This is a genomic window from Pseudolysinimonas sp. (assembly GCF_051954455.1).
GTDB lineage: Bacteria > Actinomycetota > Actinomycetes > Actinomycetales > Microbacteriaceae > Pseudolysinimonas.
The window spans coordinates 46,700-70,503 of sequence record NZ_JBQCHS010000004.1 but is presented as its reverse complement, the minus strand read 5'-3'; the positions used below and the strand labels follow the sequence as shown (position 1 = coordinate 70,503).

The 23,804-nt window shown below is 72.2% G+C and carries 22 protein-coding genes; 13 read left to right on the top strand and 9 right to left on the bottom strand.

Annotated features, from left to right (window positions below; all coding sequences use genetic code 11):
* Window positions 1–62: 62 nt before the first annotated feature.
* From ACTHM3_RS02015 to ACTHM3_RS01995, 5 genes are all read right to left on the bottom strand, one after another.
* Window positions 63–671 (bottom strand): hypothetical protein, encoded by a 609-nt coding sequence (locus ACTHM3_RS02015; protein ID WP_440404416.1) that lies wholly within the window; start codon window positions 669–671, stop codon window positions 63–65.
* 1 nt (window position 672) lies between these two features.
* Entirely contained in the window at window positions 673–1,119 is a 447-nt protein-coding gene (locus ACTHM3_RS02010) for an N-acetyltransferase family protein (RefSeq protein ID WP_440404415.1), read from the bottom strand.
* Entirely contained in the window at window positions 1,116–3,707 is a 2,592-nt protein-coding gene (gene valS, locus ACTHM3_RS02005) for a valine--tRNA ligase (protein ID WP_440404414.1), read from the bottom strand. The genes ACTHM3_RS02010 and valS overlap by 4 nt, the downstream gene beginning before the upstream one ends.
* An 81-nt stretch (window positions 3,708–3,788) precedes the next feature.
* A complete protein-coding gene (locus ACTHM3_RS02000; protein WP_440404413.1) occupies window positions 3,789–4,922 on the bottom strand; it encodes a hypothetical protein in 1,134 nt (377 codons plus the stop codon).
* Between the two features lie 57 nt (window positions 4,923–4,979).
* The gene (locus tag ACTHM3_RS01995; protein ID WP_440404412.1) at window positions 4,980–6,299 is read right to left on the bottom strand and encodes an MFS transporter; all 1,320 of its coding nucleotides are present in this window, start codon (window positions 6,297–6,299) and stop codon (window positions 4,980–4,982) included.
* A 61-nt stretch (window positions 6,300–6,360) separates the two neighbouring features.
* Here ACTHM3_RS01995 and ACTHM3_RS01990 point away from each other — a divergent pair, with 61 nt between their 5' ends.
* The 5 genes from ACTHM3_RS01990 (at window position 6,361) to ndk (ending at window position 12,531) form a co-directional block, all read left to right on the top strand.
* On the top strand, window positions 6,361–6,888 hold the full coding sequence (locus ACTHM3_RS01990; protein WP_440404411.1) for a TetR family transcriptional regulator: 528 nt from the start codon (window positions 6,361–6,363) through the stop codon (window positions 6,886–6,888).
* 217 nt (window positions 6,889–7,105) lie between these two features.
* Entirely contained in the window at window positions 7,106–10,288 is a 3,183-nt protein-coding gene (ileS, locus tag ACTHM3_RS01985) for an isoleucine--tRNA ligase (protein ID WP_440404410.1), read from the top strand.
* The gene (locus ACTHM3_RS01980) at window positions 10,285–11,679 is read left to right on the top strand and encodes a bifunctional folylpolyglutamate synthase/dihydrofolate synthase (protein WP_440404409.1); all 1,395 of its coding nucleotides are present in this window, start codon (window positions 10,285–10,287) and stop codon (window positions 11,677–11,679) included. The genes ileS and ACTHM3_RS01980 overlap by 4 nt, the downstream gene beginning before the upstream one ends.
* Window positions 11,680–11,761: 82 nt before the next feature.
* Window positions 11,762–12,118, top strand: a complete 357-nt coding sequence (locus tag ACTHM3_RS01975; protein ID WP_440404408.1) for a DUF4233 domain-containing protein — start codon at window positions 11,762–11,764, stop codon at window positions 12,116–12,118.
* The gene (ndk, locus tag ACTHM3_RS01970; protein WP_440404407.1) at window positions 12,115–12,531 is read left to right on the top strand and encodes a nucleoside-diphosphate kinase; all 417 of its coding nucleotides are present in this window, start codon (window positions 12,115–12,117) and stop codon (window positions 12,529–12,531) included. Before ACTHM3_RS01975 ends, ndk begins: the two co-directional genes overlap by 4 nt.
* A 69-nt stretch (window positions 12,532–12,600) precedes the next feature.
* Here ndk and ACTHM3_RS01965 read toward each other — a convergent pair whose 3' ends face one another.
* Window positions 12,601–13,485 (bottom strand): DsbA family protein, encoded by an 885-nt coding sequence (locus ACTHM3_RS01965; protein WP_440404406.1) that lies wholly within the window; start codon window positions 13,483–13,485, stop codon window positions 12,601–12,603.
* 52 nt (window positions 13,486–13,537) lie between these two features.
* Window positions 13,538–14,143 (bottom strand): vitamin K epoxide reductase family protein, encoded by a 606-nt coding sequence (locus ACTHM3_RS01960; protein WP_440404405.1) that lies wholly within the window; start codon window positions 14,141–14,143, stop codon window positions 13,538–13,540.
* Between the two features lie 312 nt (window positions 14,144–14,455).
* Here ACTHM3_RS01960 and ACTHM3_RS01955 point away from each other — a divergent pair, with 312 nt between their 5' ends.
* Window positions 14,456–16,795 (top strand): Rne/Rng family ribonuclease, encoded by a 2,340-nt coding sequence (locus ACTHM3_RS01955; protein ID WP_440404404.1) that lies wholly within the window; start codon window positions 14,456–14,458, stop codon window positions 16,793–16,795.
* 87 nt (window positions 16,796–16,882) lie between these two features.
* On the opposite strand, the gene ACTHM3_RS01950 is transcribed toward ACTHM3_RS01955, so the two are convergent.
* Complete coding sequence (locus ACTHM3_RS01950) at window positions 16,883–17,149, bottom strand: DUF4031 domain-containing protein (protein WP_440404403.1); 267 nt, start codon at window positions 17,147–17,149, stop codon at window positions 16,883–16,885.
* A gap of 182 nt (window positions 17,150–17,331) precedes the next feature.
* Here ACTHM3_RS01950 and rplU point away from each other — a divergent pair, with 182 nt between their 5' ends.
* The 4 genes from rplU (at window position 17,332) to proB (ending at window position 20,313) form a co-directional block, all read left to right on the top strand.
* Window positions 17,332–17,640: a 50S ribosomal protein L21 gene (rplU, locus tag ACTHM3_RS01945; RefSeq protein ID WP_440404402.1), complete on the top strand. Its 309-nt coding sequence runs from the start codon at window positions 17,332–17,334 to the stop codon at window positions 17,638–17,640.
* 12 nt (window positions 17,641–17,652) lie between these two features.
* On the top strand, window positions 17,653–17,910 hold the full coding sequence (rpmA, locus tag ACTHM3_RS01940; RefSeq protein WP_440404401.1) for a 50S ribosomal protein L27: 258 nt from the start codon (window positions 17,653–17,655) through the stop codon (window positions 17,908–17,910).
* Between the two features lie 73 nt (window positions 17,911–17,983).
* Window positions 17,984–19,525 (top strand): GTPase ObgE, encoded by a 1,542-nt coding sequence (gene obgE / locus ACTHM3_RS01935; protein ID WP_440404400.1) that lies wholly within the window; start codon window positions 17,984–17,986, stop codon window positions 19,523–19,525.
* Complete coding sequence (gene proB, locus ACTHM3_RS01930) at window positions 19,522–20,313, top strand: glutamate 5-kinase (RefSeq protein ID WP_440404399.1); 792 nt, start codon at window positions 19,522–19,524, stop codon at window positions 20,311–20,313. The genes obgE and proB overlap by 4 nt, the downstream gene beginning before the upstream one ends.
* Window positions 20,314–20,372: 59 nt before the next feature.
* Here proB and ACTHM3_RS01925 read toward each other — a convergent pair whose 3' ends face one another.
* Complete coding sequence (locus ACTHM3_RS01925; RefSeq protein ID WP_440404398.1) at window positions 20,373–21,575, bottom strand: MFS transporter; 1,203 nt, start codon at window positions 21,573–21,575, stop codon at window positions 20,373–20,375.
* 49 nt (window positions 21,576–21,624) lie between these two features.
* Here ACTHM3_RS01925 and ACTHM3_RS01920 point away from each other — a divergent pair, with 49 nt between their 5' ends.
* Genes ACTHM3_RS01920 through ACTHM3_RS01910 form a run of 3 tightly spaced genes read left to right on the top strand, consistent with a single transcriptional unit; the run spans window position 21,625 to window position 23,799 of the window.
* Window positions 21,625–22,275: a GntR family transcriptional regulator gene (locus tag ACTHM3_RS01920; RefSeq protein WP_440404397.1), complete on the top strand. Its 651-nt coding sequence runs from the start codon at window positions 21,625–21,627 to the stop codon at window positions 22,273–22,275.
* Between the two features lie 26 nt (window positions 22,276–22,301).
* Window positions 22,302–23,570: a glutamate-5-semialdehyde dehydrogenase gene (locus ACTHM3_RS01915; RefSeq protein WP_440404396.1), complete on the top strand. Its 1,269-nt coding sequence runs from the start codon at window positions 22,302–22,304 to the stop codon at window positions 23,568–23,570.
* A 28-nt stretch (window positions 23,571–23,598) separates the two neighbouring features.
* Window positions 23,599–23,799, top strand: coding sequence for a hypothetical protein (locus ACTHM3_RS01910; RefSeq protein ID WP_440404395.1), 201 nt, complete (start codon window positions 23,599–23,601; stop codon window positions 23,797–23,799).
* Window positions 23,800–23,804: the final 5 nt, after the last annotated feature.

Sequence of the window (23,804 nt, the reverse complement as noted above, 5' to 3'; positions counted from 1 at the left end):
AAGCGGCTTCGGCAGACGCGCGGGGGCCGGACGGCCCACCGACCAGCGGGATCCGAGCTGCATCATCTCTCCTTCGGGGTGGCGGCGGAGGTGCCGCGTCGAAAGTCGACCGTGTACGGCGAGGACGGCCGGGTGGGGCGGTAGTCGGGTGAGCCGGTGTCGACGCCGATCACCGGGATCCGCGTCGCCGTCCGGTACGCGCGCGCGGCAGCCGCCGTCGGGGCCCCGCAGCCGTCGACCGGCGCGTGGTACGACGTCGTCGATCCGCCGCGGTCGACCCAGACGAGCAGCGGGTCGGCGATCTGCGCGCCGCACGCGCTCGGAGGGCGCGCCGCCGCATCCGGCTGCGCGTAGGCGGCGAGCAGCTTCTGCGGCGTCGGCAGCAGGTAGACGACCTGCCAGGGCCCGTGCGTCGTCGCTCCGTCGCTCGCGATCCGCACGTCGGCCCGGCACGCGTAGACGCGGTCGAGCGGCGCGGCGACACCGTCGAAATGCTGCGGGACGGTGCCGGGGCAGTACTGGAGGATCTGCGGGTCGCTGAGCTCCGGCAACACGGTCAGCGCGCCCGGGATCGCCTTGCCGGTCTCGGAGGGCGCGGGCGGGAAGCAGGCGGTCAGCGCGAGAGCGACCCCGAGGGCGAGGATCGCCGCTGCCGTGCGTCGCCCGCGCACGTCAGGCCCTCAGCTCGTAGGTGACCCAGCTCGTGCGCGTCGCGACGCGGTCGTAGACCCGCTGGGCCCGCGCGTTGTCGGCGGCGGTGATCCACCGGATCGTGCCGCCGGGCGCGACCCGCCGGGCGTGCGCGACCAGGTGCTCGATGAGCGCCGTCGCCGCGCCGTGCCCGCGGGCATCGGGATCGACGAACAGGTCGTCGAGATACCAGTCGCTGCCGGAGGAGAACGTGTCGGGATGTGCGCGGTAGTGCGCGAACCCGATCACCCGGCCCTCGTCGTCCTCCGCGACGAACGCGTCGACGCCGGAGCCCGGCTCCAGGAGCAGCCGACCGACGTGGTCGAGGTGGGCGTCGTCGAACGCGGTCTCGTAGAAGACGCCGTAGGCGCGGAACAGCGCGCGCCAGGCCGGCAGGTCGCCCTCCGCCAGGTCGCGCACGCGGGTCACGAGGCGGCCGGGGTCTCATCGAGCTCGATGGCGGTGACCGCGATCTCGTCGCCCTCGGTGACGGAGAGCTCGGCGATCCGGCCGACGGCGCGGAGGTCGTCGGCGGCCTCGGCGAGGATCGCGGGGCCGGCGATGCTCGCCCGGCGCACCTCGGTCTTCTGCGAGGCCTTGGCATCCGTCTTCGCGCGGCGGATGCCGATCAGCGCCGCACTGACCGCCGGCAGCAGCCCGCGGGGCGCGCCGCCGCCGAGGCCGCTGTTCTCGACGGTCGGCCACGCGGCGGTGTGGATCGAGCCCTCGTGGGTCCAGCTCCACACCTCCTCGGTCGCGAACGTCACGACCGGCGCGAGAAGCCGCAGCAGCACCTCGAGCGCGGTCCGCAGCGCGGTGACCGCGCTCGGATCGCCGGCGTAGGCGCGCTCCTTCACAAGCTCCAGGTAGTCGTCGCAGAAGGTCCAGAAGAACTGCTCCGCGACCTCGAGGGCACGCGCATGGTCATACGCCTCCATGGCGCGGGTGGCCTCGTCGACGACGACGGCGAGCTCGGCGAGCTGGTCGACGTCGAGCGGCGCGGTGACCTCGCCGGAAGCCGCCTCGAACGAGTACACGAACTTCGCGGCGTTGAGGATCTTGATCGCGAGGCGACGGCCGATCTTCATGAGCTTCGGGTTCTGGGGGTCGAACGCCGAGTCGGTGCCGAGGCGGCTCGAGGCCGCCCAGTAGCGCACCGCGTCGGAGCCGTGCTCGTCGAGCATCGCCGCAGGCGTCACGACGTTGCCCTTCGACTTCGACATCTTCTTGCGGTCGGGGTCGACGATGAAGCCCGAGATCCCGGCCTCGGCCCACGGCACCTGGTGGTGCTCGAGCTCCGCGCGCAGCACGGTCGAGAAGAGCCAGGTGCGGATGATGTCCTGACCCTGCGACCGCAGCGAGAACGGGAACACCGTCGCGAACAGCTCGGGGTCGGTCTCCCAGCCGCCCGCGATCTGCGGGGTGAGCGACGACGTCGCCCAGGTATCGAGGATGTCGAGCTCGCCGACGAATCCGTTCGGCTGACCGCGCTGCGCCTCGTCGAAGCCGGGGGCGGGGTCGGACGAGGGGTCGACCGGGAGCAGGTGCTCGCCCGGCACGATGGGGTCGTCGCGCTGCGGGACCCCCTCGGCGTCGAGCGGGTACCAGACCGGGATGGGCACGCCGAAGAAGCGCTGGCGCGACACGAGCCAGTCGCCCGTCAGACCGCCGACCCAGTTCTCGTAACGCACGCGCATGTGCTCGGGGTGGAATCCGATGGCGCGGCCGGCTTCGAGCAGCCGGTCGCGCAGCGCCTCGTCGCGCGCGCCGTTGGCGAGGTACCACTGCCGCGTCGAGACGATCTCGAGGGGCCGGTCGCCCTTCTCGTAGAACTTCACCGGGTGCTGGATCGGCTTGGGCGCCCCCTCGAGCTCGCCCGACTCGCCGAGCAGCTCGACGATCCGCTGCTTCGCGCTGAAGACCGTCTTGCCCGCGAGCTCGTCGTAGGCCGCGCGGCCCGCGTCGGAGAAGAGGTCCGCCGCGGGCGCCTCGGGCACGAACCGGCCGTCGGCGCCGATCACGGCGCGCGCCGGGAGATCCAGCTCGCGCCACCAGATCACGTCGGTCAGGTCGCCCCACGTGCAGATCATGGCGATGCCGGACCCCTTGTCCGGCTGGGCGAGGTGGTGAGCGAGCACCGGGATCTCGACGCCGAACAGCGGGGTCGTGACGGTCGTTCCGAACAGCGCCTGGTAGCGCTCGTCATCGGGATGCGCCACGAGCGCGACGCACGCGGGCAGCAGCTCCGGGCGCGTGGTCTCGATGAAGACGGGGGAGCCGTCGGGCGCGTGGAACGCGACGCGGTGGTAGGCGCCCGGCTGGTCGCGATCCTCGAGCTCGGCCTGCGCGACCGCGGAACGGAAGGTCACGTCCCACAGGGTGGGCGCGTCGGCCTGGTAGGCCTCACCGCGCGCGAGGTTGCGCAGGAACGCGCGCTGGGCGGCCCGCTGCGCGTCGGCGCCGATGGTGCGGTAGGTCAGCGACCAGTCGACGCTGAGGCCGAGCGCCCGCCACAGGTCCTCGAACTGCTGCTCGTCCTCGGCCGAGAGCCGCTCGCAGAGCTCGACGAAGTTGCGCCGCGAGATCGGCACCTGGTCACCGGGTTTCGTGCTGCCGTTGCCCTCGTTCGGCGGGGTGAAGCCGGGGTCGTAGGGCAGCGACGGGTCGCATCGCACCCCGAAGTAGTTCTGGACGCGGCGCTCGGTCGGCAGGCCGTTGTCGTCCCAGCCCATGGGGTAGAAGAGGTGCTTGCCGCGCATGCGCTGGAACCGCGCGGCGGTGTCCATGTGCGTGTAGCTGAAGACGTGCCCGATGTGCAGCGACCCGGAGGCGGTCGGCGGCGGGGTGTCGATGCTGAAGACGGCGTCACGACCGGCGGCGAGCGCGGCGGCGCGGTCGAACCGGTAGACGCCGCTCCGCTCCCAGTCGGCGGACCACTTGCTCTCCAGCCCCTCGAGCGCGGGCTTGTCGGGAATGGATTCCGAACCCGGGGGCACAGCGGGGATGGCAGACGTCATGACGGACTCCGGTTCGATATGCGCGGCACCGTGTCGGTGGGGAGGTGCCTGGTTGTGACCGGGTCAGTCTACGGGGAGGGATTACTGGGACGGGGCGGGAGTGGGCGCCTTCGCCTGCGGGCTCGGAGTCGTCGCCGCCGTGGTCATCGGCACGCTGACTGCGGCCTGTCCGCCGGGGCCGGCTGCCGTCACCGAGTAGGACGCCGAGGTCGCTGGGCACGGGATGGGGTCGCTCGTGCCCTTTGCCGCCTGGTCCTGGCTGAACTGGCGGCTGTAATTCGGCCCGTTGACCGTCACGGTGGTCGCGTTCGTCGACTGCCACGAGATCGTGAAGGTACCCGTGGCGGAGGCGCAGGTCGCAGGAGCGGCACTCGCCGAGACGCCCGGCTTGACAGGTTGCGGCGCCTGGGTCTGAGTCGCCGTCGGGACCGGCGTCGGTGTGGCGCTCGGCGTCGCCGACGGTGTCGATCTCGGGGTGCTGCTCGCGGACGGCGAGCTCGACGTCGACGGTGTGGGCGAGGCGCTGGGCGACACGACCGCGGCCGGCGTCGCGCGAGTGGCGAGCACGATCGCGAGGATGATGATCGCGATCAGGAGCACGCCGCCCACCGCCGCGAGGATGATGAGCGTGCGCCGGCTGGAGGCGGGGGGTTCGCCGTTCGCGGCGGCACCGGCTCCGGCGCCGGCCGCTGCGCCCGCCAGCCCGCCGCCGGCAGCGGCCTCGAAGCGGCGCGTCGCCAGCTCGTCGGCGGACGGCGCGACGCCGAGGGTCGCGGCTGCGGATCCGACGCCGAACGGGTCGACGGTCGACGGCCCGGGTGCCGGCGCGGTGAAGGGCGTCGTCGGCTCCGACGCCGGCACGGGCGCCGGCGGCTCGACGGGGGTGGGTGACGCCTGCTGGCCGGCGAGCAGCCACGCCAGGGGGTCGGGGCCGCCGGGCGCCGGCGCCGCGGGAGGCTCCTCGGCCGGAGTCTCCGCGGCGGGCGCGCTCGGCAGGTCCTGCGCCGGCAGCGCGGTCGTCGGCTGCTCCCAGCTCGGCTTCGCGGCATCCCAGGAGAAGGGCGCCGGCTCCGCGGGCGATGCCGGCGGAGCGGCCTCGGCGGGCTGCTCGGGGTCCGGCGTCGGCTCGGCGGGCTGCTTCGGCTGCTGACCGGTCTCGCCGGCGGGGCCGAAGAGGCGGCTCAGGCCATCGTCGTCGTCGCGGTCGTCGCTCATCGGGTCCTCGGTGCGGTGGTCGGGGCGACCATCAGCCTAGGGCCCCGACCGCCGCCGTCAGAGGGTCTCGACCGGGGAGGAGCGGCGCACCGAGGCGAACGCGGCGACGGCGGTGATCGCCGACATGACCGCGAGCACCACGCCCGGGTGCCACCAGGCGAAGCCGGTCGCGGCGCCGAGCCCGTCGGTGAGGAAGGGCACGAAGCCGGAGACGACCGCCGCGATGCTGTACGCGAACGACATCGCCGAGTACCGGAAGCGGCCCGGAAACAGGTCGCCCATGAGGCCGCCGAGCGCCGCCCAGCTCGCGGTCGGCAGGATCCCGCCGATGATCATCGTGCCGACCAGGATCGGGAACGTCGCGTACTGCAGCAGGAAGTACATCGGGAACGCGACGACCAGGGTGCCGACCGCGCCCCATGCCACGACCTTGGCCGATCCGATCCGGTTCGCGAGCACGCCGAACAGCGGGATGGTCACGAGCTGCAGCAGACCGCCGATCGTCGTCGCCACGAAGAGCTGGTTGCCGTCGAAGTGCAGGTGCTGCGTGCCGTAGGTGACGGTGTAGGTGTTCATCAGCGAGTAGGAGCCGATGCCGAGGAGCGCGACGCCCACGCCGAGCAGCACCGCGAGCGGGCGACGGCGGAACGTGTCGAGGAACGGCGCGCGCGAGCGCTCCGCGGTCTCCTCGAGCCGGCGGAACACCGGCGTCTCGTCGATCGACCAGCGCAGGTAGAGCGAGACGAGGAGGAACGGGATCGCCACGAGGAACGGGATCCGCCAGCCCCAGCCGCCGAGCGACTCCGGCCCGAGGCCCGCGCCGAACAGGATGAGGAGGAGGGCCGACACGATCGAGCCGACGGGCGAGCCGAGTTGCGGCACCGCGGCGTAGAACGCGTGCCGCTTCTGGCCGGCGTGCTCGGAGGCGAGGAGGACCGCGCCCGCCCACTCCCCGCCGAGTGAGAAGCCCTGGATGAGGCGGAGCACCGTCAGGAGCACGCCGCCGACCCACCCCGCGACCGCGTAGGTCGGCAGGAGGCCGATGAGCCCCGTCGCCGCGCCCATGATCGTGATCGTGACGATGAGGGTCCGCCGCCGCCCGATGCGGTCGCCCAGGTGCCCGAACACGATCGCGCCGACCGGCCGGATGACGAAGCCGACGCCGATGTTGAGGAGCGCCGCGAGGGTCGCGCCGACCGGCCCGAGCGGCGCGTAGAACAGCGGCCCGAGGAAGAGCGCGGACGTGTAGCTGAAGACGTAGAAGTCGTACGACTCGAGCGACGTGCCGACAAGGGAGGCCCAGAGCACCCGGCGGGCGACGCGGGTGGGCGGCGCGGGGACGGGCGCGGACGGAGCGGGGGGAGCGACGGCGGTCACGGAGCCTCTATTCTCGGACTGGGTCCAATAATTGCGACCCCGAGCCTAGTGGAAGGTGCCCATGCCCGCCGGACGCCCCCGCGCCTCCTCCCGCGAGACGATCGAGGAGGCCGCCGGCGAGCTGTTCCTGGAGCGCGGCTACGCGGCGACCTCGCTCGCCGACATCGCGCAGCGGGCGGGCGTCGGCCGCGCGACGCTCTTCGGCTACGTCACCGCGAAGTCGGACCTGCTCTGGCTCGAGGTCGACGCGGCGCTCGACGACCTGGATCAGCGGCTCGCCGCCGGCACCCCGTTCGACGAGGCACTCGCCGCCGCCGTCGACGGCTGCCGCGTGCCGCTCGCCGTCGGCCAGGTGGAGGCGATGGGCGTCGCGGACGAGCTCGCCGAGTCGGGGATGCGGCGCACGCGTCGGCTGGAGCGGATCATCGCCGGCGCCGACCCGGCGCACGACCTCGCGGCGCGGGTGCGGCACCGCGCGCTCGCCGCGGCGATCTCGGTCGGCTGGGAGGCGTGGGCGCTCGCCGGCGTCGGGCGCCGATCCCTCCGCGCGTACATCGGCGACGCCCGCGCCGCGCTCGACCACCGGTAGACTCGTCGCACCGACATCGATCCGGCCATCACCGGGGAGTCCTCGGAAGAAACCCCGGCCCGCCGGGGGAGTAGACCCGAGCGGGTGCGCCCGTCATCGCGTGCAATGAGCGGTCGCGCCCCCGGGTGCGGCAAGCGGGGTGGTACCGCGGCGGCGACGTCGTCCTCGTGCAGAGCAGACAGCCAGCAGGCTGTCGAGCGAGCACAGCGGAGGCGACATGTACCCGACGATCCCATCCAGCCCGGACTTCCCCGAGCTCGAGCGCGGCATCCTCGCGTTCTGGAAGCGCGACGACACCTTCCGCGCCTCCGTCGAGCAGCGCGACGGCTGCCCCGAGTGGGTCTTCTACGACGGCCCGCCGTTCGCCAACGGCCTCCCGCACTACGGCCACCTGCTCACCGGCTACGCCAAGGACCTCTTCCCGCGCTACCAGACGATGCGCGGCAAGCAGGTGCACCGTCGGTTCGGCTGGGACACCCACGGCCTCCCCGCGGAGCTCGAGGCGATGCGCCAGCTCGGCATCACGACGACCGACGAGATCGAGGAGATGGGGGTCGGCGCGTTCAACGCCGCCGCCCGCGAGTCGGTGCTGCGCTACACGCGCGAGTGGCAGGACTACGTGACCCGCCAGGCGCGCTGGGTCGACTTCGACAACGACTACAAGACCCTCGATGCCGGCTTCATGGAGTCGGTGCTCTGGGCGTTCAAGGCGCTCCACGACAAGGGCCTCGCCTACGAGGGCTTCCGGGTGCTGCCCTACTGCTGGAACGACCAGACCCCGCTCAGCAACCACGAGCTGCGGATGGACGACGACGTCTACCAGCAGCGCCAGGACCAGTCGGTGACGGTGACCTTCCCGCTCGTCGGCGAGCGCGCCGAGATCCTCGGCCTCACCGGCGTCCTCGCCCTCGCCTGGACGACGACCCCGTGGACTCTGCCCACGAACGCCGCGCTCGCGGTGGGCCCGGGCATCGAGTACTCGGTGATCCCCGCCGCGGACGGCGCGCACGAGTACCTGCTCGCGACCGACACGATCGGCTCGTACCTCAAGGAGCTCGGCTACGAGTCGGTCTCCGACGCCGTGAACGCCCGCCGCACCCGCGTCGACGGCGCGGAGCTCGCCGACGTGCACTACGACCGGCTCTGGGTCTTCTACGAGGGCGCCCCGGGCTACGAGAACGCCTGGCGCATCCTGGTGGCCGACTACGTCGCGACCGGCGAGGGCACCGGCATCGTCCACCAGGCGCCGGCTTACGGCGAGGACGATCAGGTCGTATGCGCCGCCGCCGGCATCCCCGTGATCCTGTCGCTCGACGACGGCGGGCGGTTCCTGCCCGCGGTGGCGCCGGTGGCGGGCGAGCGCTGGTTCGACGCGAACCCGGTGCTCATCAAGCTGCTCCGCGAGGACGGGCGCCTCTTCCAGGTCAAGAGCTACGAGCACAGCTACCCGCACTGCTGGCGGTGCCGCAAGCCGCTCATCTACAAGGCGGTCTCGAGCTGGTTCGTGCGCGTCACGGAGTTCAAGGACCGGATGCTGGAGCTCAACCAGCAGATCACCTGGGTGCCGGAGAACGTCAAGGACGGCCAGTTCGGCAAGTGGCTGGAGAACGCGCGCGACTGGTCGATCAGCCGCAACCGGTTCTGGGGATCCCCGATCCCGGTGTGGAAGTCGGACGACCCGGCGCACCCGCGCGTGGACGCCTACGGCTCCCTCGAGGAGCTGGAGCGCGACTTCGGGCGCCTGCCCCGGAACGCGGAGGGCGAGGTCGACCTCCACCGGCCCTTCATCGACGAGCTGACCCGGCCGAACCCCGACGACCCGACGGGCGGCTCGACCATGCGCCGGATCGAGGACGTCTTCGACGTCTGGTTCGACTCCGGCTCGATGCCGTACGCGCAGGTGCACTACCCGTTCGAGAACCGCGAGTGGTTCGAGGGCCACAACCCGGCCGACTTCATCGTGGAGTACATCGGCCAGACCCGCGGCTGGTTCTACCTCATGCACGTGCTCGCCACGGCGCTGTTCGACCGGCCGGCGTTCTCGAACGTGATCAGCCACGGCATCGTGCTCGGCAGCGACGGGCAGAAGATGTCGAAGTCGCTGCGCAACTACCCGGACGTCTCCGAGGTCTTCGACCGCGACGGATCCGACGCGATGCGGTGGTTCCTGATGTCGAGCTCGGTGATCCGCGGCGGCAACCTCGTCGTCACCGAGGAGGGCATCCGCGGCGGCGTGCGCGAGCTGCTTCTGCCGCTGTGGTCGACGTACTACTTCTTCACCCTCTACGCGAACACCGCCGGCCCGGGCGGCTACCGGGCGGCGCGGCGCACCGACAGCCCGCATGTGCTCGACCGCTACCTCCTCGCCAAGACCGGCGAGCTGCTCGACCAGGTCACGGAGCACCTCGACGCGCTCGACAGCCCGTTCGCGGCGCTCGCGCTCCGCGACTTCGCCGAGGTGCTCACCAACTGGTACGTGCGGCGCAGCCGCGACCGGTTCTGGGACGGCAGCGACCGCGACGCGTTCGACACGCTCTACACGGTGCTCGAGACGGTCTGCCGGGCGGCGGCGCCGCTCCTCCCGCTCATCACGGAGGAGATCTGGCGCGGGTTGACGGGGGAACGGAGCGTGCACCTGACCGACTGGCCGGATGCGGCGGAGTTCCCGCGCGATCCCGAGCTCGTCCGCACCATGGACCGTGTGCGCGAGATCGCCTCGGCGGGCAACGCCCTGCGGAAGGCGCGGCAGCTGCGCGTGCGACTGCCGCTCGCGGGCGCGACGATCGTGAGTGCCGACGGGGATGCGCTCGCCGCGTACGGCGATATCCTCCGCGACGAGCTGAACCTGAAGCGCGTGGAGTTCGCGCCGCTCCAGGAGTCGAGCCTCGGCGACTGGGGCATCACCCGCCGGCTCGGCGTGAACGCCCGCGCCCTCGGTCCGCGCATCGGCAAGGACGTCCAGCGGGTCATCCAGGCGGCGAAGGCCGGCGACTGGAGCCAGGACGGCGACGTCGTCACCGCCGGCGGCGTGACGCTGCAGGACGGCGAGTACGAGCTGGAGCTGCAGGTCGCCGACGCCGACCGCGCGATCGCCTTCCTCCCGGGCGGCGGCTTCGTCGTGCTCGACACCGCCACGACCCCGGAGCTCGAGGCCGAGGGCCTTGCGCGCGACGTCGTCCGCGCGGTGCAGCAGGCGCGGAAGGATGCCGGCCTCGACGTCGGCGACCGGATCCGGCTGACGCTGACCGGCGACGAGGTCGTCGTCGCCGCCGTGGAGGCGCACCGCGAGCTGATCGCCGGCGAGACCCTGGCGGCGGCGGTCGAGGTGACGATCGGCCCGGCCGAGGGACCGACGGTGGGGGAGAATCGTCGGGTGCAGATCGAGGTGACCCGCGCGTGAGCGACCCGATCGACGACGACCCGACCGGCGAGTGGCGCGATGCCGCCGACGAGGTCTACCGCGAGCTCCTGGAGCGCATCGGCGAGGCGGCCCCGCAGCCGCGGCTCGAGCCGACTCGGCGCGCGGTCGAGCTGCTCGGCGACCCGCAGCGCTCGGCCCCCGTCGTGCACATCACGGGCACGAACGGCAAGACCTCCACGAGCCGGATGATCGAGTCGCTGCTGCGTGCCTCCGGCCTGAAGACCGGCCTGCTCACGAGCCCGCACCTGGTGCGGGTGACCGAGCGCATCATGATCGACGGCCGGCCCGTGAGCGACGAGGCATTCGCGCGCAACTGGGACGACATCCAGCCCTATCTCGCCATGACGGACGCCGAGCTGATCGCCAACGACGAGCCGCCGCTCAGCTTCTTCGAGGCGCTCACGGTGCTCGCCTTCGCGATCTTCGCCGACGCCCCCGTCGACGTCATGGTGCTGGAGGTCGGGATGGGCGGAGAGTGGGATTCCACCAACGTCGCCGATGGCCAGGTGGCGGTCTTCACGCCCATCGCCCTCGACCACGTCGAACGGCTCGGTCGCACGATCGGGGAGATCGCGCGGACCAAGGCCGGGATCATCAAGCCGGCCGCCTCCGTCGTCACCGCGATCCAGCCGCTCGAGGCGCTCGACGAGCTCCGCGCGGCCGCCGCCCACGACGAGGCGCACGTCGCGGTGGAGCGGGTCGACTTCGCGCTCGAGGGCACGACCGTCGCGGTGGGCGGTCAGGTCATCGACGTGCGCGGCCGGGCCGGTGAGTACCACGGCATCTACCTGCCGCTCTACGGCGACCACCAGGCCCAGAACGCGACGATCGCGATCGCCGCCGTCGAGTCCTTCCTCGGCGACGGCTCGCGCGCGCTCGACGCGGACGTCGTGGCCGAGGGCCTCGCGACCGCGACCTCGCCGGGGCGCCTGCAGCTCGTCGGCACCGAGCCGACCGTCATCGTCGACGCCGCCCACAACCCGCACGGCGCCGCCGCGCTCGCGGAGGCGATCACCGAGTACTTCGACTTCGACGAGATCACCGTCGTGGTCGGGATCCTCCGCGAGAAGGACGCGCACGGGATCGTGGCCGAGCTCGCGCCGTTCGCGACCCAGTTCTTCGTGACGACGTCGACGTCCGAGCGCGCCCGCCCGGCGGACGAGCTCGCCGACATCGTCTCCACCGTCGCCCCGGCCGACATCGTCTTCACCCTCTCGAGCCCGGAACTCGCCTTCGCCTCCGCCCGCGACTGGGCGGCCGCCGCGCCGCGCCGCGCCGTCGTCGTGACGGGCTCGATCACGCTCGTCGGCGAGGCCATCGCCGCCGCGGACGCCGAGGGCTGGAAGCCGCGAGGTGAGGGGGTTGAGTAGGCCCGAAGGGCCGTCTCGAAACCCCGGTGAGGGCGAGAGCGGTCTCGATACGCCGGCTGCGCCGGCTACTGGACCCGCACGGGTGCGCCGGCAGCGGGGCCTCCGCGAGTCACTCCTGTCGATCGTGCTCGTCATGGAGGCGGTCGTGATGTTCTTCGCGACCCTCGTCTTCTTCGGTCTCCACCTGCTCCCGCCGGCGACGGCGTTCGTCGTCGGTGCCGCCTGCATCGTCGGACTCGCCGTGCTGGCCGGCCTCCAGCGCTGGGCGTGGGCCGTGTACCTCGGCGCCGTCGCCCAGGTCGGGTTGATCCTGCTCGGCATCCTCAGCCCCGCCATGTACGTCGTCGGCGCCGTGTTCGCCGCGGTGTGGCTCTACTGCTTCCTCCGTTCCCGTCAGATCGAGCGCCAGCAGAGGCTGGCGGAAAGCGAGTCAGCATGACCGTCGAAGAGACCCTCGTCATCGTCAAGCCGGACGGGGTCGCCCGCGGCCTCACCGGCGAGATCCTGCGCCGCATCGAGGCGAAGGGCTACCAGCTGGTCGACGTGCGGATGCTCACCGCCGACCGCGAGCTCCTCGCGAAGCACTACGCCGAGCACGAGGGCAAGCCGTTCTACGAGCCGCTCGTGGAGTTCATGCAGTCCGGCCCGGTCGTCGCGATGCGCGTCGCCGGCGACCGCGTCATCGAGGGATTCCGCTCCCTCGCGGGCGCGACCGACCCGACCGCGGCGGCGCCCGGCACGATCCGCGGCGACCTCGGCCGCGACTGGGGCCTCAAGGTGCAGCAGAACCTCGTCCACGGCTCCGACGCGCCGGAATCGGCGCAGCGCGAGCTCGGTCTCTGGTTCGCCTGACCCGATCCGCACCGGCAACACGAAGGGGTCCCGCACCGATCGGTGCGGGACCCCTTCGTCGTGAACTGCTCAGGCGCCGGCGGCGGAATCGAGGATCGCCTTGAACGCGCTCGCGCTGGTCAGCGACTGCGAGAAGGCGTTACCGCTCAGGAGCTGGCCGTTGATGACGATGGTCGGCGTCCCGAAGCCCTGGGAGCCGGGCTGGACGAGGGAACGGTCGCCGGTGGCGCGGTCAGTGGCCGCCGTCACCCACTTCGTGAAACTCTGCCCGAGCACGCAGCTGGTGATCTTCTGATCGTCCACCCCCGCCTTCTTGAGCTCCGAGACGATCTGGTTGTTCGTGAAGCCGCTCGTGGTCTGCTCGTCCGGCTGGTCGGCGTAGAGCTGCTTCATCACCGGGAGCACGCTGTCCGGCTCGTAGTTGGCGACGCAGGCCATGGCCGTGTTCACCCGCTGCGAGTACTGCGACCCCTGGTAGCTGTTGTTGAGGATCGCCACCGGCTTCACCTCGAGCACGGCCTTGCCGGCCTTCACCATGTCTTGGATCTGCGCGGAGTTGGTCTCCTCGAACGACTTGCAGACCGGGCACGAGAGGTCGACGTAGGTCGTTATATGGACGGGCGATCCCGAGCTCGGAGTCTCCGCCGGGACCGGATCCTGCCCCTTCTTGAGCCCCGCGGTCTGCGTCGGGGTGATGGTGCCGTTCTGGCCGGTGAAGACGATGCCGTCGCTGATCATGTTCTTCGGGCCGTTGGCCGCGACCGGCGCCGGCTTCGGCTGGGCGATGATCACCGCGGCGGTGATCCCGCCGGCGACGAGCAGGACGACAACCACGATGACCGGCACCAGGATCTTCATCAGCCGATCGCGGCGCTGCGCCTTCTCGCGCTCCTTTCGAGCGAGTTCGCGCGCCTGCTCGCGGCGCTGGTTCTTGGTGAGTCGCTCTTCGGGCACGTGGGAAACCTAAGGGTCGGTGGTCGGAGGACTCTGAGAGGCTACTGAAGGATCAAGCCGCGAGGTGGTGCAGCACGTCGAGGCGCAGCTGGAAGATCAGACCGACCGCGATGAGGCAGACGATCGCGATCGGTGCGGCGTACGGCAGGAGGATGCCGCCGATCCGGGTCAGCCTCGACCCGAACTCGCCCGTCGCCGCGTTGCGCAGCGTGACCACCCAGAACAACGGGAACATCACCAGGTAGACCAGGCCGCACCAGGGGCAGAGCGTGCCGAGCACGAACGCGCTCTGGACGATCAGCCAGATGGTGAACACCAGAGCCCCCGCCACTCCCAGATTGAACAACCACCAGTACCAGCGGGCGAGACGTGCTCCGGCCAGCAGGGTCACCCCGACGGCGATGACGGCGGCGAATCCGCCGAGCCCGAGAATCGGGTTGGGGAAGCCGAATGCGGAGCCCTGCCACGACTGCAGATTCGTGCCGCACTGGACGAACGGGCTGATGTTGCAGTTGAGAACGGCGTTCTTGCCCTTCTCCAGCACGAGGAACTTGTCGAGCGTGAGCTGGAAGGCCGCCCACCAGCCGGCGGCCCCGAACACGACGAGGAAGATCGCGTAGGCCCAGGGGCGTCGCGGGGCGATGGCGGCGTCGGTCACGGAGCGATTATCACCACACGCGATGAGCGGATGCCGGGCGCAGCCCCGGCTCGTGAGATAATCAGCATCGACCGTCGAACCGAGCCGCGCTCGGACGGCGGCACCAGACAAGGCTTACCGGGCACACCGGGCCGCGAGTGCAGACCTGCACCGCGTCGCATGCCAGTTGCGAGAGGCGCCGTGACAGGGCGCACGGGATCCCCGCCGAGAGGGCCGGGATCGTGAAGAGAGGATTCGCGGAGGCCGCTCGCGGCGCCGCACGAGAGCACCCGGCCGGTGGGCGGCCACCCCGGGGCGAGGAGTGCACCAGCGATGGTGGATGACACCGAGAACATCGACAACAACGGCACCGAGGGTGCGGAGCAGGCGGCGGCGAAGCCGAAGCGCTCGCGCCGTTCCGGCGGCGCGAAGAGGGCGGCGGCCCACGTCTCCGCGGAGTCGCCGACCGGCATCGGGCCGATCGCCGAGACACCGGTCGACGAGAAGCCGTCCGACGAGCCGCCGGCCGACGAGACGCCTGGCGCCGCCGAAACCGCAGCGACGGTCACCGAGGCCCCCGTCGCCGGCGCGAGCCCCTTCGCCCTGCTCTTCCAGGCGCCTCCGCCTCCGCCCCCCGGGGCGATCGCCCCGGAGCGCGAGGAGCGCGACGCCGACGACGCGCCGTCCGGTCCGGCCGCGGTCGGCAGCAGCCGCCGCCGCAGCCGACGCCGCTCGGGCGAGGGCGCGCGGGAGGGCGACGACGCCCCCGGCACGACCGTCAAGGTCCGCGAGCCGCGTCAGGCTCCTGTCATCACCGAGCCGCAGAAGGTCAAGGGCTCCACCCGGCTCGAGGCGAAGAAGCAGCGCCGTCGCGACGGCCGCGACGCCGGGCGTCGGCGTCCCGTCATCACCGAGGCCGAGTTCCTCGCCCGCCGCGAGAGCGTCGACCGCGTCATGGTCGTCCGCTCCAAGTACGGCCGGATCCAGATCGGCGTGCTCGAGGACGGGGTGCTCGTCGAGCACTACGTCGCCCGCGCGCAGGACGCGAGCCTCATCGGCAACGTCTACCTCGGTCGGGTGCAGAACGTGCTCCCGTCGATGGAGGCGGCGTTCGTCGACATCGGCCGGGGCCGCAACGCGGTGCTCTACTCGGGCGAGGTCGACTGGGAGGCCGCCGCCGCGGCGGCCGAGTCCGACGGCGTCAAGAACCAGGCGCGCCGCATCGAGCTGGCGTTGAAGCCCGGCGACCGCGTGCTCGTGCAGGTCACGAAGGACCCTGTCGGCCACAAGGGCGCCCGCCTCACGTCGCAGGTGTCGCTGCCCGGCCGCTACCTCGTCTACGTGCCGAACGGCTCCATGAACGGCATCAGCCGCAAGCTCCCCGACACCGAGCGCGCGCGCCTGAAGAAGATCCTCAAGGAGGTCCTGCCCGACGACGCCGGCGTCATCGTGCGCACGGCCGCCGAGGGCGCGACCGAGGAGCAGCTGACGCTCGACGTCAACCGCCTCACGGCGCAGTGGGCCGAGATCCAGCGCGCGGTCGAGATCGGCCAGGCGCCGACGCTCCTCCACTCGGAGCCCGACCTGCTGGTCAAGATCGTCCGCGACGTCTTCAACGAGGACTTCCAGAAGCTGGTCATCGAAGGCGACGACGCGCGCGAGACGATCGAGCGCTACATCGGGGCGGTCGCCCCGGACCTCATGGACCGGGTGGAGACCTACGCCGGCGAGAAGGACTCGTTCGACGAGTACCGCATCTCGGAGCAGATCGAGAAGGCCCTCGAGCGCAAGGTGTGGCTGCCCTCCGGCGGGTCGCTCATCATCGACCGCACCGAGGCCATGACGGTCATCGACGTCAACACGGGCAAGTTCGTCGGATCCGGCGGCAACCTCGAAGAGACCGTCACCAAGAACAACCTCGAGGCGGCCGAGGAGATCGTGCGGCAGCTGCGGCTCCGCGACATCGGCGGCATCATCGTCACGGACTTCATCGACATGGTGCTGGAGTCCAACCGCGACCTCGTGCTCCGTCGGCTCGTCGAGTGCCTGAGCCGCGACCGCACGAAGCACCAGGTCGCCGAGGTGACCTCGCTCTGCCTCGTGCAGATGACCCGCAAGAAGCTCGGCCTCGGGCTCGTGGAGTCGTTCAGCGAGACCTGCGAGCACTGCGCCGGGCGCGGGATCATCGTCCACCACGACCCCGTGTTCAAGCACCGCCCGCAGGAGCAGGGAGCCGGCGGCGCGCAGGGACCGGCCGGTCAGCCGGGCCAGGGCCGCAGTCGTCGCGGGCGCGGGGGAGCGAAGAACGGGCACGGCCCGGGCGGCACCCACCAGCTCACCGACGACGTGCGCAACGCGCTCGCGCAGATCGCCAAGTCGACCGTGCACCCGCACGACGAGGAGGGCGGCGAGCACGTCGAGGAGGTCGCGGAGCAGCCGGTCGTGGAGCAGGCGGCCGTCGGCGCCGCCGAGACCGCGGTCGAGATCCTCGACATCCCGGTGCAGCCGGCGCAGCGCGGCGGACGGCGGATGAGCACGGAGGCGGCGGAGGAGATCCTCGGTTCGGTGCTCGAGGCGCTCCCCGAGCCGAACGCGCCCGGTCAGGGCCGCGCGCGTCGCTCGCGCCGGGTCTCGACCGGGGCCGTCGTCACGCCCGACGAGGCCGCCGACTGACGAAGCCACCCGCGGCCGTGCGATTAATTGCACGCGCGCCGGAACTTGCGGCCGCCGGTGCAACTCATCGCACCGGCGGAAGGCGCGTCAGTGCTTGTCGCGCTGTCGGACGCGCAGCCCGGCGCCCTGCAGCCGGCGCAGCAGCTCGCGCCCGGTGACGGGCACGGCGCCCATCGCGATGAGGTCGTCACGACGGTGCTCCGGCACGTCGTAGTGGTCGTTGTCGAACGCCCGTCGCGGGATGCCGGCCTGCGCCGCGAAGTCGTGCAGCTCCGCATAGTCGGCGTCGCTCACGAGGTGGGCCCAGACCGTGCCGTGCGCCGGCCAGACGGCCTCGTCGATCAGCACGGTCACCCCGCGATCCTAGGATGGTCGGGGGAGCGCACCGACGCGCCGCGGGCCGATCCGGCGCGAGGTTTGATGCGAAGCCGATTCGTCGGCTATTCTTGATCCTTGGCGCACATCGGCTCCGTGCCGTTCTCTCGCGCCCAGACTTCATTCGCAGGGTCCCGCCTGCACCAACAGAAGGAATCACCGTGGTCTACGCAGTTGTGCGCGCCGGCGGCCGTCAGGAGAAGGTCGAGGTCGGCACCATCGTCGTGCTCGACCGCCTCAAGGCCGACGTCAACGGCACCGTCGAGCTCTCGCCCGTCCTCTACGTGGACGGCGACACGATCACCCACGACCCGAAGGCGCTCGCCAAGATCACGGTGACCGCCGAGGTCATCGGCCACGAGCGCGGCCCGAAGATCGTGATCCAGCACTTCAAGAACAAGACCGGGTACAAGCGTCGTCAGGGCTTCCGCCACGACCAGACCCGCGTCAAGATCACCGGCATCAAGTAAGGCGGCAGGGACATGGCACACAAGAAGGGCGCGTCCTCGACGCGCAACGGTCGCGACTCGAACGCCCAGCGTCTCGGCGTGAAGCGCTTCGGCGGCCAGGTCGTCAAGGCCGGCGAGATCATCGTGCGTCAGCACGGCACTCACTTCCACCCGGGCGAGAACGTCGGCCGCGGTGGCGACGACACCCTGTTCGCGCTCGCCGCGGGCGCGGTCGAGTTCGGCGCCAAGGGTCGCCGCAAGGTCGTCAACATCGTCGTTCCGCAGGCGTAGCCCGGAACACGTTCACGTGTGAGAGGGCGGGCTTCGGCCCGCCCTCTTCTGTTGCATCAGGAGAGGAGTCGTCATGGCGACGTTCGTCGACCAGGTGACCCTCCACCTGCGCTCCGGTCACGGGGGCAACGGCTGCGTCTCCGTCCGCCGCGAGAAGTTCAAGCCTCTCGCCGGGCCCGACGGCGGCAACGGCGGCAACGGCGGCGACATCGTGCTCCTGGCCGACCCGCAGGTCACCACGCTCCTCAACTACCAGCGCGCCCCGCACCGCCACAGCGGCAACGGCGGCCCGGGCATGGGCGACTTCCGCGCCGGGTACGCGGGCGAGAAGCTCGTGCTGCCGGTGCCGGTCGGCACCGTCGTGCGCGACGCCGACGGCGAGCAGCTGGCCGACCTCGACAGCCCCGGCCTGGAGTTCACCGTCGCCCACGGCGGGCAGGGCGGCCTCGGCAACGCGGCCCTCGCGACCAGCAAGCGGAAGGCCCCCGGTTTCGCGCTGCTCGGCACCGACGGCTGGGAGGGCGACGTCCGCCTCGAGCTCAAGACGGTCGCCGACGTGGCGCTCGTCGGGTTCCCGAGCGCCGGCAAGTCGAGCCTCATCGCCGCGATGAGCGCCGCGCGCCCCAAGATCGCCGACTACCCGTTCACGACCCTCACCCCCAACCTCGGCGTCGTCGAGTCGGGGGAGATCCGCTACACGATCGCCGACGTCCCGGGCCTCATCGAGGGCGCGAGCGAGGGCAAGGGGCTCGGGCTCGAGTTCCTGCGGCACGTCGAGCGGTGCTCCGCGCTGCTGCACGTGCTCGACTGCGGCACGCTCGACCCCGGCCGCGATCCGCTCAGCGACCTCGACGTCATCCTCGGCGAGCTGGCCGCCTATCCGGTGCCGGAGGGGCAGACGCCGCTCCTCGACCGCCCGCAGCTCGTCGCCCTCAACAAGGTCGACCTGCCCGACGCGAGGGATCTCGCGGATCTCGTGCGCGCCTCCCTCGAGGAGCGCGGCTACCGCGTCTTCGAGGTCTCGGCCGTGAGCCGGGCGGGGCTGCGCGAGCTGTCGTTCGCGCTCGCGGAGATCGTGGAGGCCGACCGCGCCGCGAAGCTCGCCGCACCCGAGCCGCAGCGCATCGTCATCCGTCCGAGGGCCGTCGATGAGAAGGACTTCGAGGTCGTCGTCGAGGGCGGCACCGAGCCGACCTACCGGGTGCTCGGCGCGAAGCCGCAGCGCTGGATCCAGCAGACCGACTTCCAGAACGAGGAGGCCGTCGGCTTCCTCGCCGACCGTCTCGCGAAGCTGGGCGTCGAGGACGAGCTCTTCCGCAAGGGCGCGGTGCCGGGATCGACCGTGGTCATCGGCGACGCGGTCTTCGACTGGGAGCCGACCCTCACCTCGGCCGCCGAGCTCGCGACCATGCCGCTCGGCTCGCGCGGCACCGACTCCCGTCTCGATCAGAACCACCGCCCCACCCGCGGCGAGCGGCGCGAGCGCTACTTCGAGCGCATGGACGCGAAGGCCGAGGCCCGCGCCGAGCTCGAGGCGGAGCGCGAGGCCGAGCGCGAGGCGGCCGTCTGGCGCGACGACGCCGAGACGGGCGACGTCGTGGAGGACGACGAGTGACACGGAGCGCCGTGACCTCCGCGAAGCGCATCGTCGTCAAGGTCGGCTCGTCGTCCGTGAGCGGCGCGAACGCGGGCCAGATCGCGTCGCTCGTCGACGCGCTCGCCGCCGCCCATGGGCGCGGCGCCGAGATCGTGCTCGTGTCCTCCGGCGCGATCGCGACGGGGATGCCCTTCCTCCACCTCGACGCGCGCCCGACCGACCTGGCCACGCAGCAGGCGGCGGCGGCCGTCGGGCAGAACGTACTGGTGTACCGCTATCAGCAGGAGCTCCGGCGCTACGAGATCGTGGCGGGTCAGGTGCTGCTGACGGCCGGCGACATGGAGAGCGCGACCACACGATCCAACGCGCAGCGGGCCATGGAGCGCCTGCTCGGCCTGCGGATCCTACCCATCGTCAACGAGAACGACACCGTCGCGACGCACGAGATCCGCTTCGGCGACAACGACCGGCTGGCGGCGCTCGTGAGCGAGCTCGTCAACGCCGACCTGCTCGTGCTGCTCTCCGACGTCGACGCGCTCTACACGCGACCGCCCGCCGAGCCCGGGGCCGAGCGCATCGCGCACGTGCCGTTCGACGACGACCTCACGGGCGTGGAGCTCGGCGACATCGGCGCGGCCGGCGTCGGCACCGGGGGAGCGGGCACGAAGATCGCGGCGGCGAAGCTCGCGGCCGCCGCCGGCACCCCGGTCGTTCTGACCTCCACCGCGAACGTCGCGGCGGCGCTCGCCGGCGAGGAGCTCGGCACCTGGTTCGACGCCCGTCCCGCTCCGCAGCGGGTCGAGTAGCGCCGAAGGCGCGCATCGAGACCTCGGGATGCGCCGGATCTCGATACGCCGCTGCGCAGCTACTCGATCCGCTCGCGGCGCGCGGACGGCACGAGCGGCACCGCGATGAGCGGTGCGATCGCGACGAGCGCGAAGGCGCCCGCGTATCCCGCGAGCCCGATGAGCGCCCCGACCACCGGTCCGACGATCGCGGCGCCGAGGAACTGCCCCGTGTTCTGCGCGCCGAGCGCCCGTCCCGACCAGAACGGCCCCGCGATCTCGGCGACCGAGGTGAACGCGAGCCCGTTGTCGGCGACGCTCACGCAGCTCGCGATCACGTAGCAGCCCGCCGCGGCGATCGCCCACCCGATCGCGCCCTCGCCGAGCGCACCGGTGACGGCGGTGGCGAGGAGGGCGAGGATCCCGGCGATCGCGACCCAGCGGAGCGGCCGGAGCCGGCTGCCGACACGGTCGCTGAGCACGCCGACGCCGACCCGGCCCGCTGCGCCGAGGAACTGCGCCGCCGAGACGACGACGCCGGCGGCGAGGGCCGAGAACCCGAGCCCCGCGACCATCCACACGAGCCCGAACGTCGACAGCGCGAACTGCGGCACGACGAGCAGTACCGAGACGGCGTGGATGCGCCAGAGGAGGCCGCGCCGGTACGGGTTGTCGCTCGCGCCCTCGACGCGTACGCGCTCCGGGCGCGGCGGGTCGACGATGACCACCGCGCACGCGACGCACGCGACGGCCACCATGGCCGCCCCGAGGACGAGCGCGGGCAGCACCGATCCGGACGCCACGAGCGGCGGCACGGCGAGGGCGGCGATCGCCGTGCCGAGCGGCTGGCATGCCTGGCGGATGCCCATGGCGAGCCCCCGGCGCTCGCGCGGGAACCAGCCGATCACGACGCGCCCGCTCGCCGCGTTGGTCGACGCGGCGCCCATCCCCGCGAGGAGCAGCGCGATCCCGAGGGCGACGTCGCCCTGCACGACCATCGCCGCGACGACGGCGAGAGCCGTGAGGAGCAGCCCGAGCACGAGCACCCGGCGTTCGCCCCAGCGGTCGGCCGCCGCGCCCCAGGCGACGAGCGTCAGCACCATCCCGAGGTTCGGGGCGGCGGCGAGGAGTCCGGCCTGGACCAGCGGCACGCCCTGAACCGTGTGCAGGAGGGGGATGAGGAAGGCCGGGGTCGCGAGCACGACCGTCGTCGACGTCTGCGCGTACACCGCGACCGCGAGCATCGCCCACGGTCGGGCGCCGATGGGGGTGGGGGACGGCATGCCGCGAGCCTACTGGTATACCGAGTCGGTATCCCGCTACGCTGAGCGCATGACGACGCAGTCCGAGGGCGCCTACGAGGGCCTGCGAGCGCGCATCCTCGCGCTCGACCTCGCGCCGGGGGAGCGGATCAGCGAACGCGGCCTCGAATCCGAGCTCGGCGCCTCGCGCACACCCGTGCGGGCGGCGTTGTCGCGGTTGCAGTCGGAGGGCCTCGTCCGCCGCGACGAGCGCGGCTGGAGCGTCGCCCCGCTCGACCTCGCCGAGCTCCGGCACGTCGGGGAGCTCCGGGAAGCGGTGGAGTCGGCCGCCCTGCGTCTCGCCGCCGCGCGCGCCGATCCCGCGGCGCTCGCCCGTCTCGATCAGCTGCTCGACCGGCAGCCCGACGATCCCGAGGGCGGGGTGCGCTGGGGGGAGGAGTTCCACGTCGAGCTCGCCGCGCTGTCCGGCAATCCGCTGCTCGCCGAGGCCATCCGCGGCGTGATGACGACCCTCTCGCGCACGCGCTGGCTCGAGGTGACCACGCCGGCGTCGCGAGCCGAGCAGCTCGCCGAGCACCGCGCGATCCTCGACGCCGTTCGCGCCGGCGACGCCGAGACGGCCGTCGCGCGGGCCGTCGCCCACGCCCGCGCCGGTGCCGAGCACGCCGAGCGGCTGCTCCGCGGCGACCGCGCCCGCGGACTCCGGGTCGTGGGCGCCTGATCGCGCCGGACCGTAGAATCCCGGTCATGTCGGACACCCTCACCGCTCCGCTCGCGATCGACGGGGAGCTCGAGGCCGCCGGCCGCGCGGCCCGCGTGCTCGCCACCACGCCGACCGGCCGCAAGGACGCCGCCCTCGAGGCCATCGCCGTCGCGATCGAGACCGGCGCCGCGCGCATCCTCCCGGCCAACGAGCTCGACCTCGCCAACGGCCGCGAGAACGGGTTGAGCGCGGGCCTGCAGGACCGTCTGCGACTCGACGAGACGCGTCTGGCGGCGCTCGCCGCGGCCGTGCGGGAGATCATCGCGCTCCCCGACCCCGTGGGCGTCGTCGTCCGCGGCTCGACCCTCCCCAACGGCGTCCTGCTCAGTCAGGTGCGTGTGCCGTTCGGCGTCATCGGCGCCATCTACGAGGCGCGGCCGAACGTCACCATCGACATCGCGGCGCTCGCCCTCAAGAGCGGCAACGCGGTCGTGCTGCGCGGCGGCCGCGCGGCCCAGAACACGAATGCGGTGCTCGTCGAGCTGCTGCAGGGCGCGCTCGAGAGCGTCGGCCTGCCGGGCGAGGCGGTGCAGACTGTCGACCAGCACGGCCGCGAGGGCGGCACCATGCTCATGCGCGCGGTCGGCAGGGTCGACGTGCTGATCCCGCGGGGGAGCGCCGACCTCATCGCGTCCGTCGTGCAGGAGTCGAAGGTGCCGGTCATCGAGACCGGAGCCGGCGTCGTGCACCTGTTCCTCGACGAGACGGCGGACGAGCGGATGGCGATCGACATCGCCGTCAACGCCAAGGTGCAGCGACCGAGCGTCTGCAACGCGCTCGAGACGCTCCTGGTGGATGCGCGGGCCGCCGAGCGGCTGCTCCCGCCCGTGGTCGCGGCGCTGCAGGAGCGGGGCGTGACGCTCGTCGGCGACGCGCGAACGCGGTCCGTCGTCCCGGGCCTCGGCGAGGCGACCGACGATGACTACGCCACCGAGCACATGAGCCTCGACATGTCGGTCGCGGTCGTCGACGACCTCGACGGGGCGCTCGAGCACATCCGCCGGTTCTCCACCAAGCACACCGAGTCGATCGTCACGAACGACTACGCCCGTGCGGAGCGGTTCCTGGCCGAGGTCGACTCCGCGGTGGTCATGGTCAACGCGTCCACCCGATTCACCGACGGCGGTGAGTTCGGCTTCGGCGCGGAGGTCGGGATCTCGACGCAGAAACTGCACGCGCGGGGGCCGATGGGTCTGCCGGAGCTGACGAGCACCAAGTGGCTCGTCCGCGGCGCGGGCCAGGTGCGCGGCTGAGCGCGGCGACGCGGATAGGATCGACGCCATGCACGCCCTGATCGCCCTGGCCGCCGAGCAGCCGAAGGCAGAACTGTTCCTGCCGACCTGGGCGTTCCCCCTCATCGCCGCCATCGCGTTCGTGGTCCTGGGCTTCGTCTCGTGGAGCTTCCGCGACGTCGCCAACCGGCACGCCGACCGCGAGCCCTTCCCGGCCGAGCCGCACGACCACGCGGACGAGCACCACTAGGACGC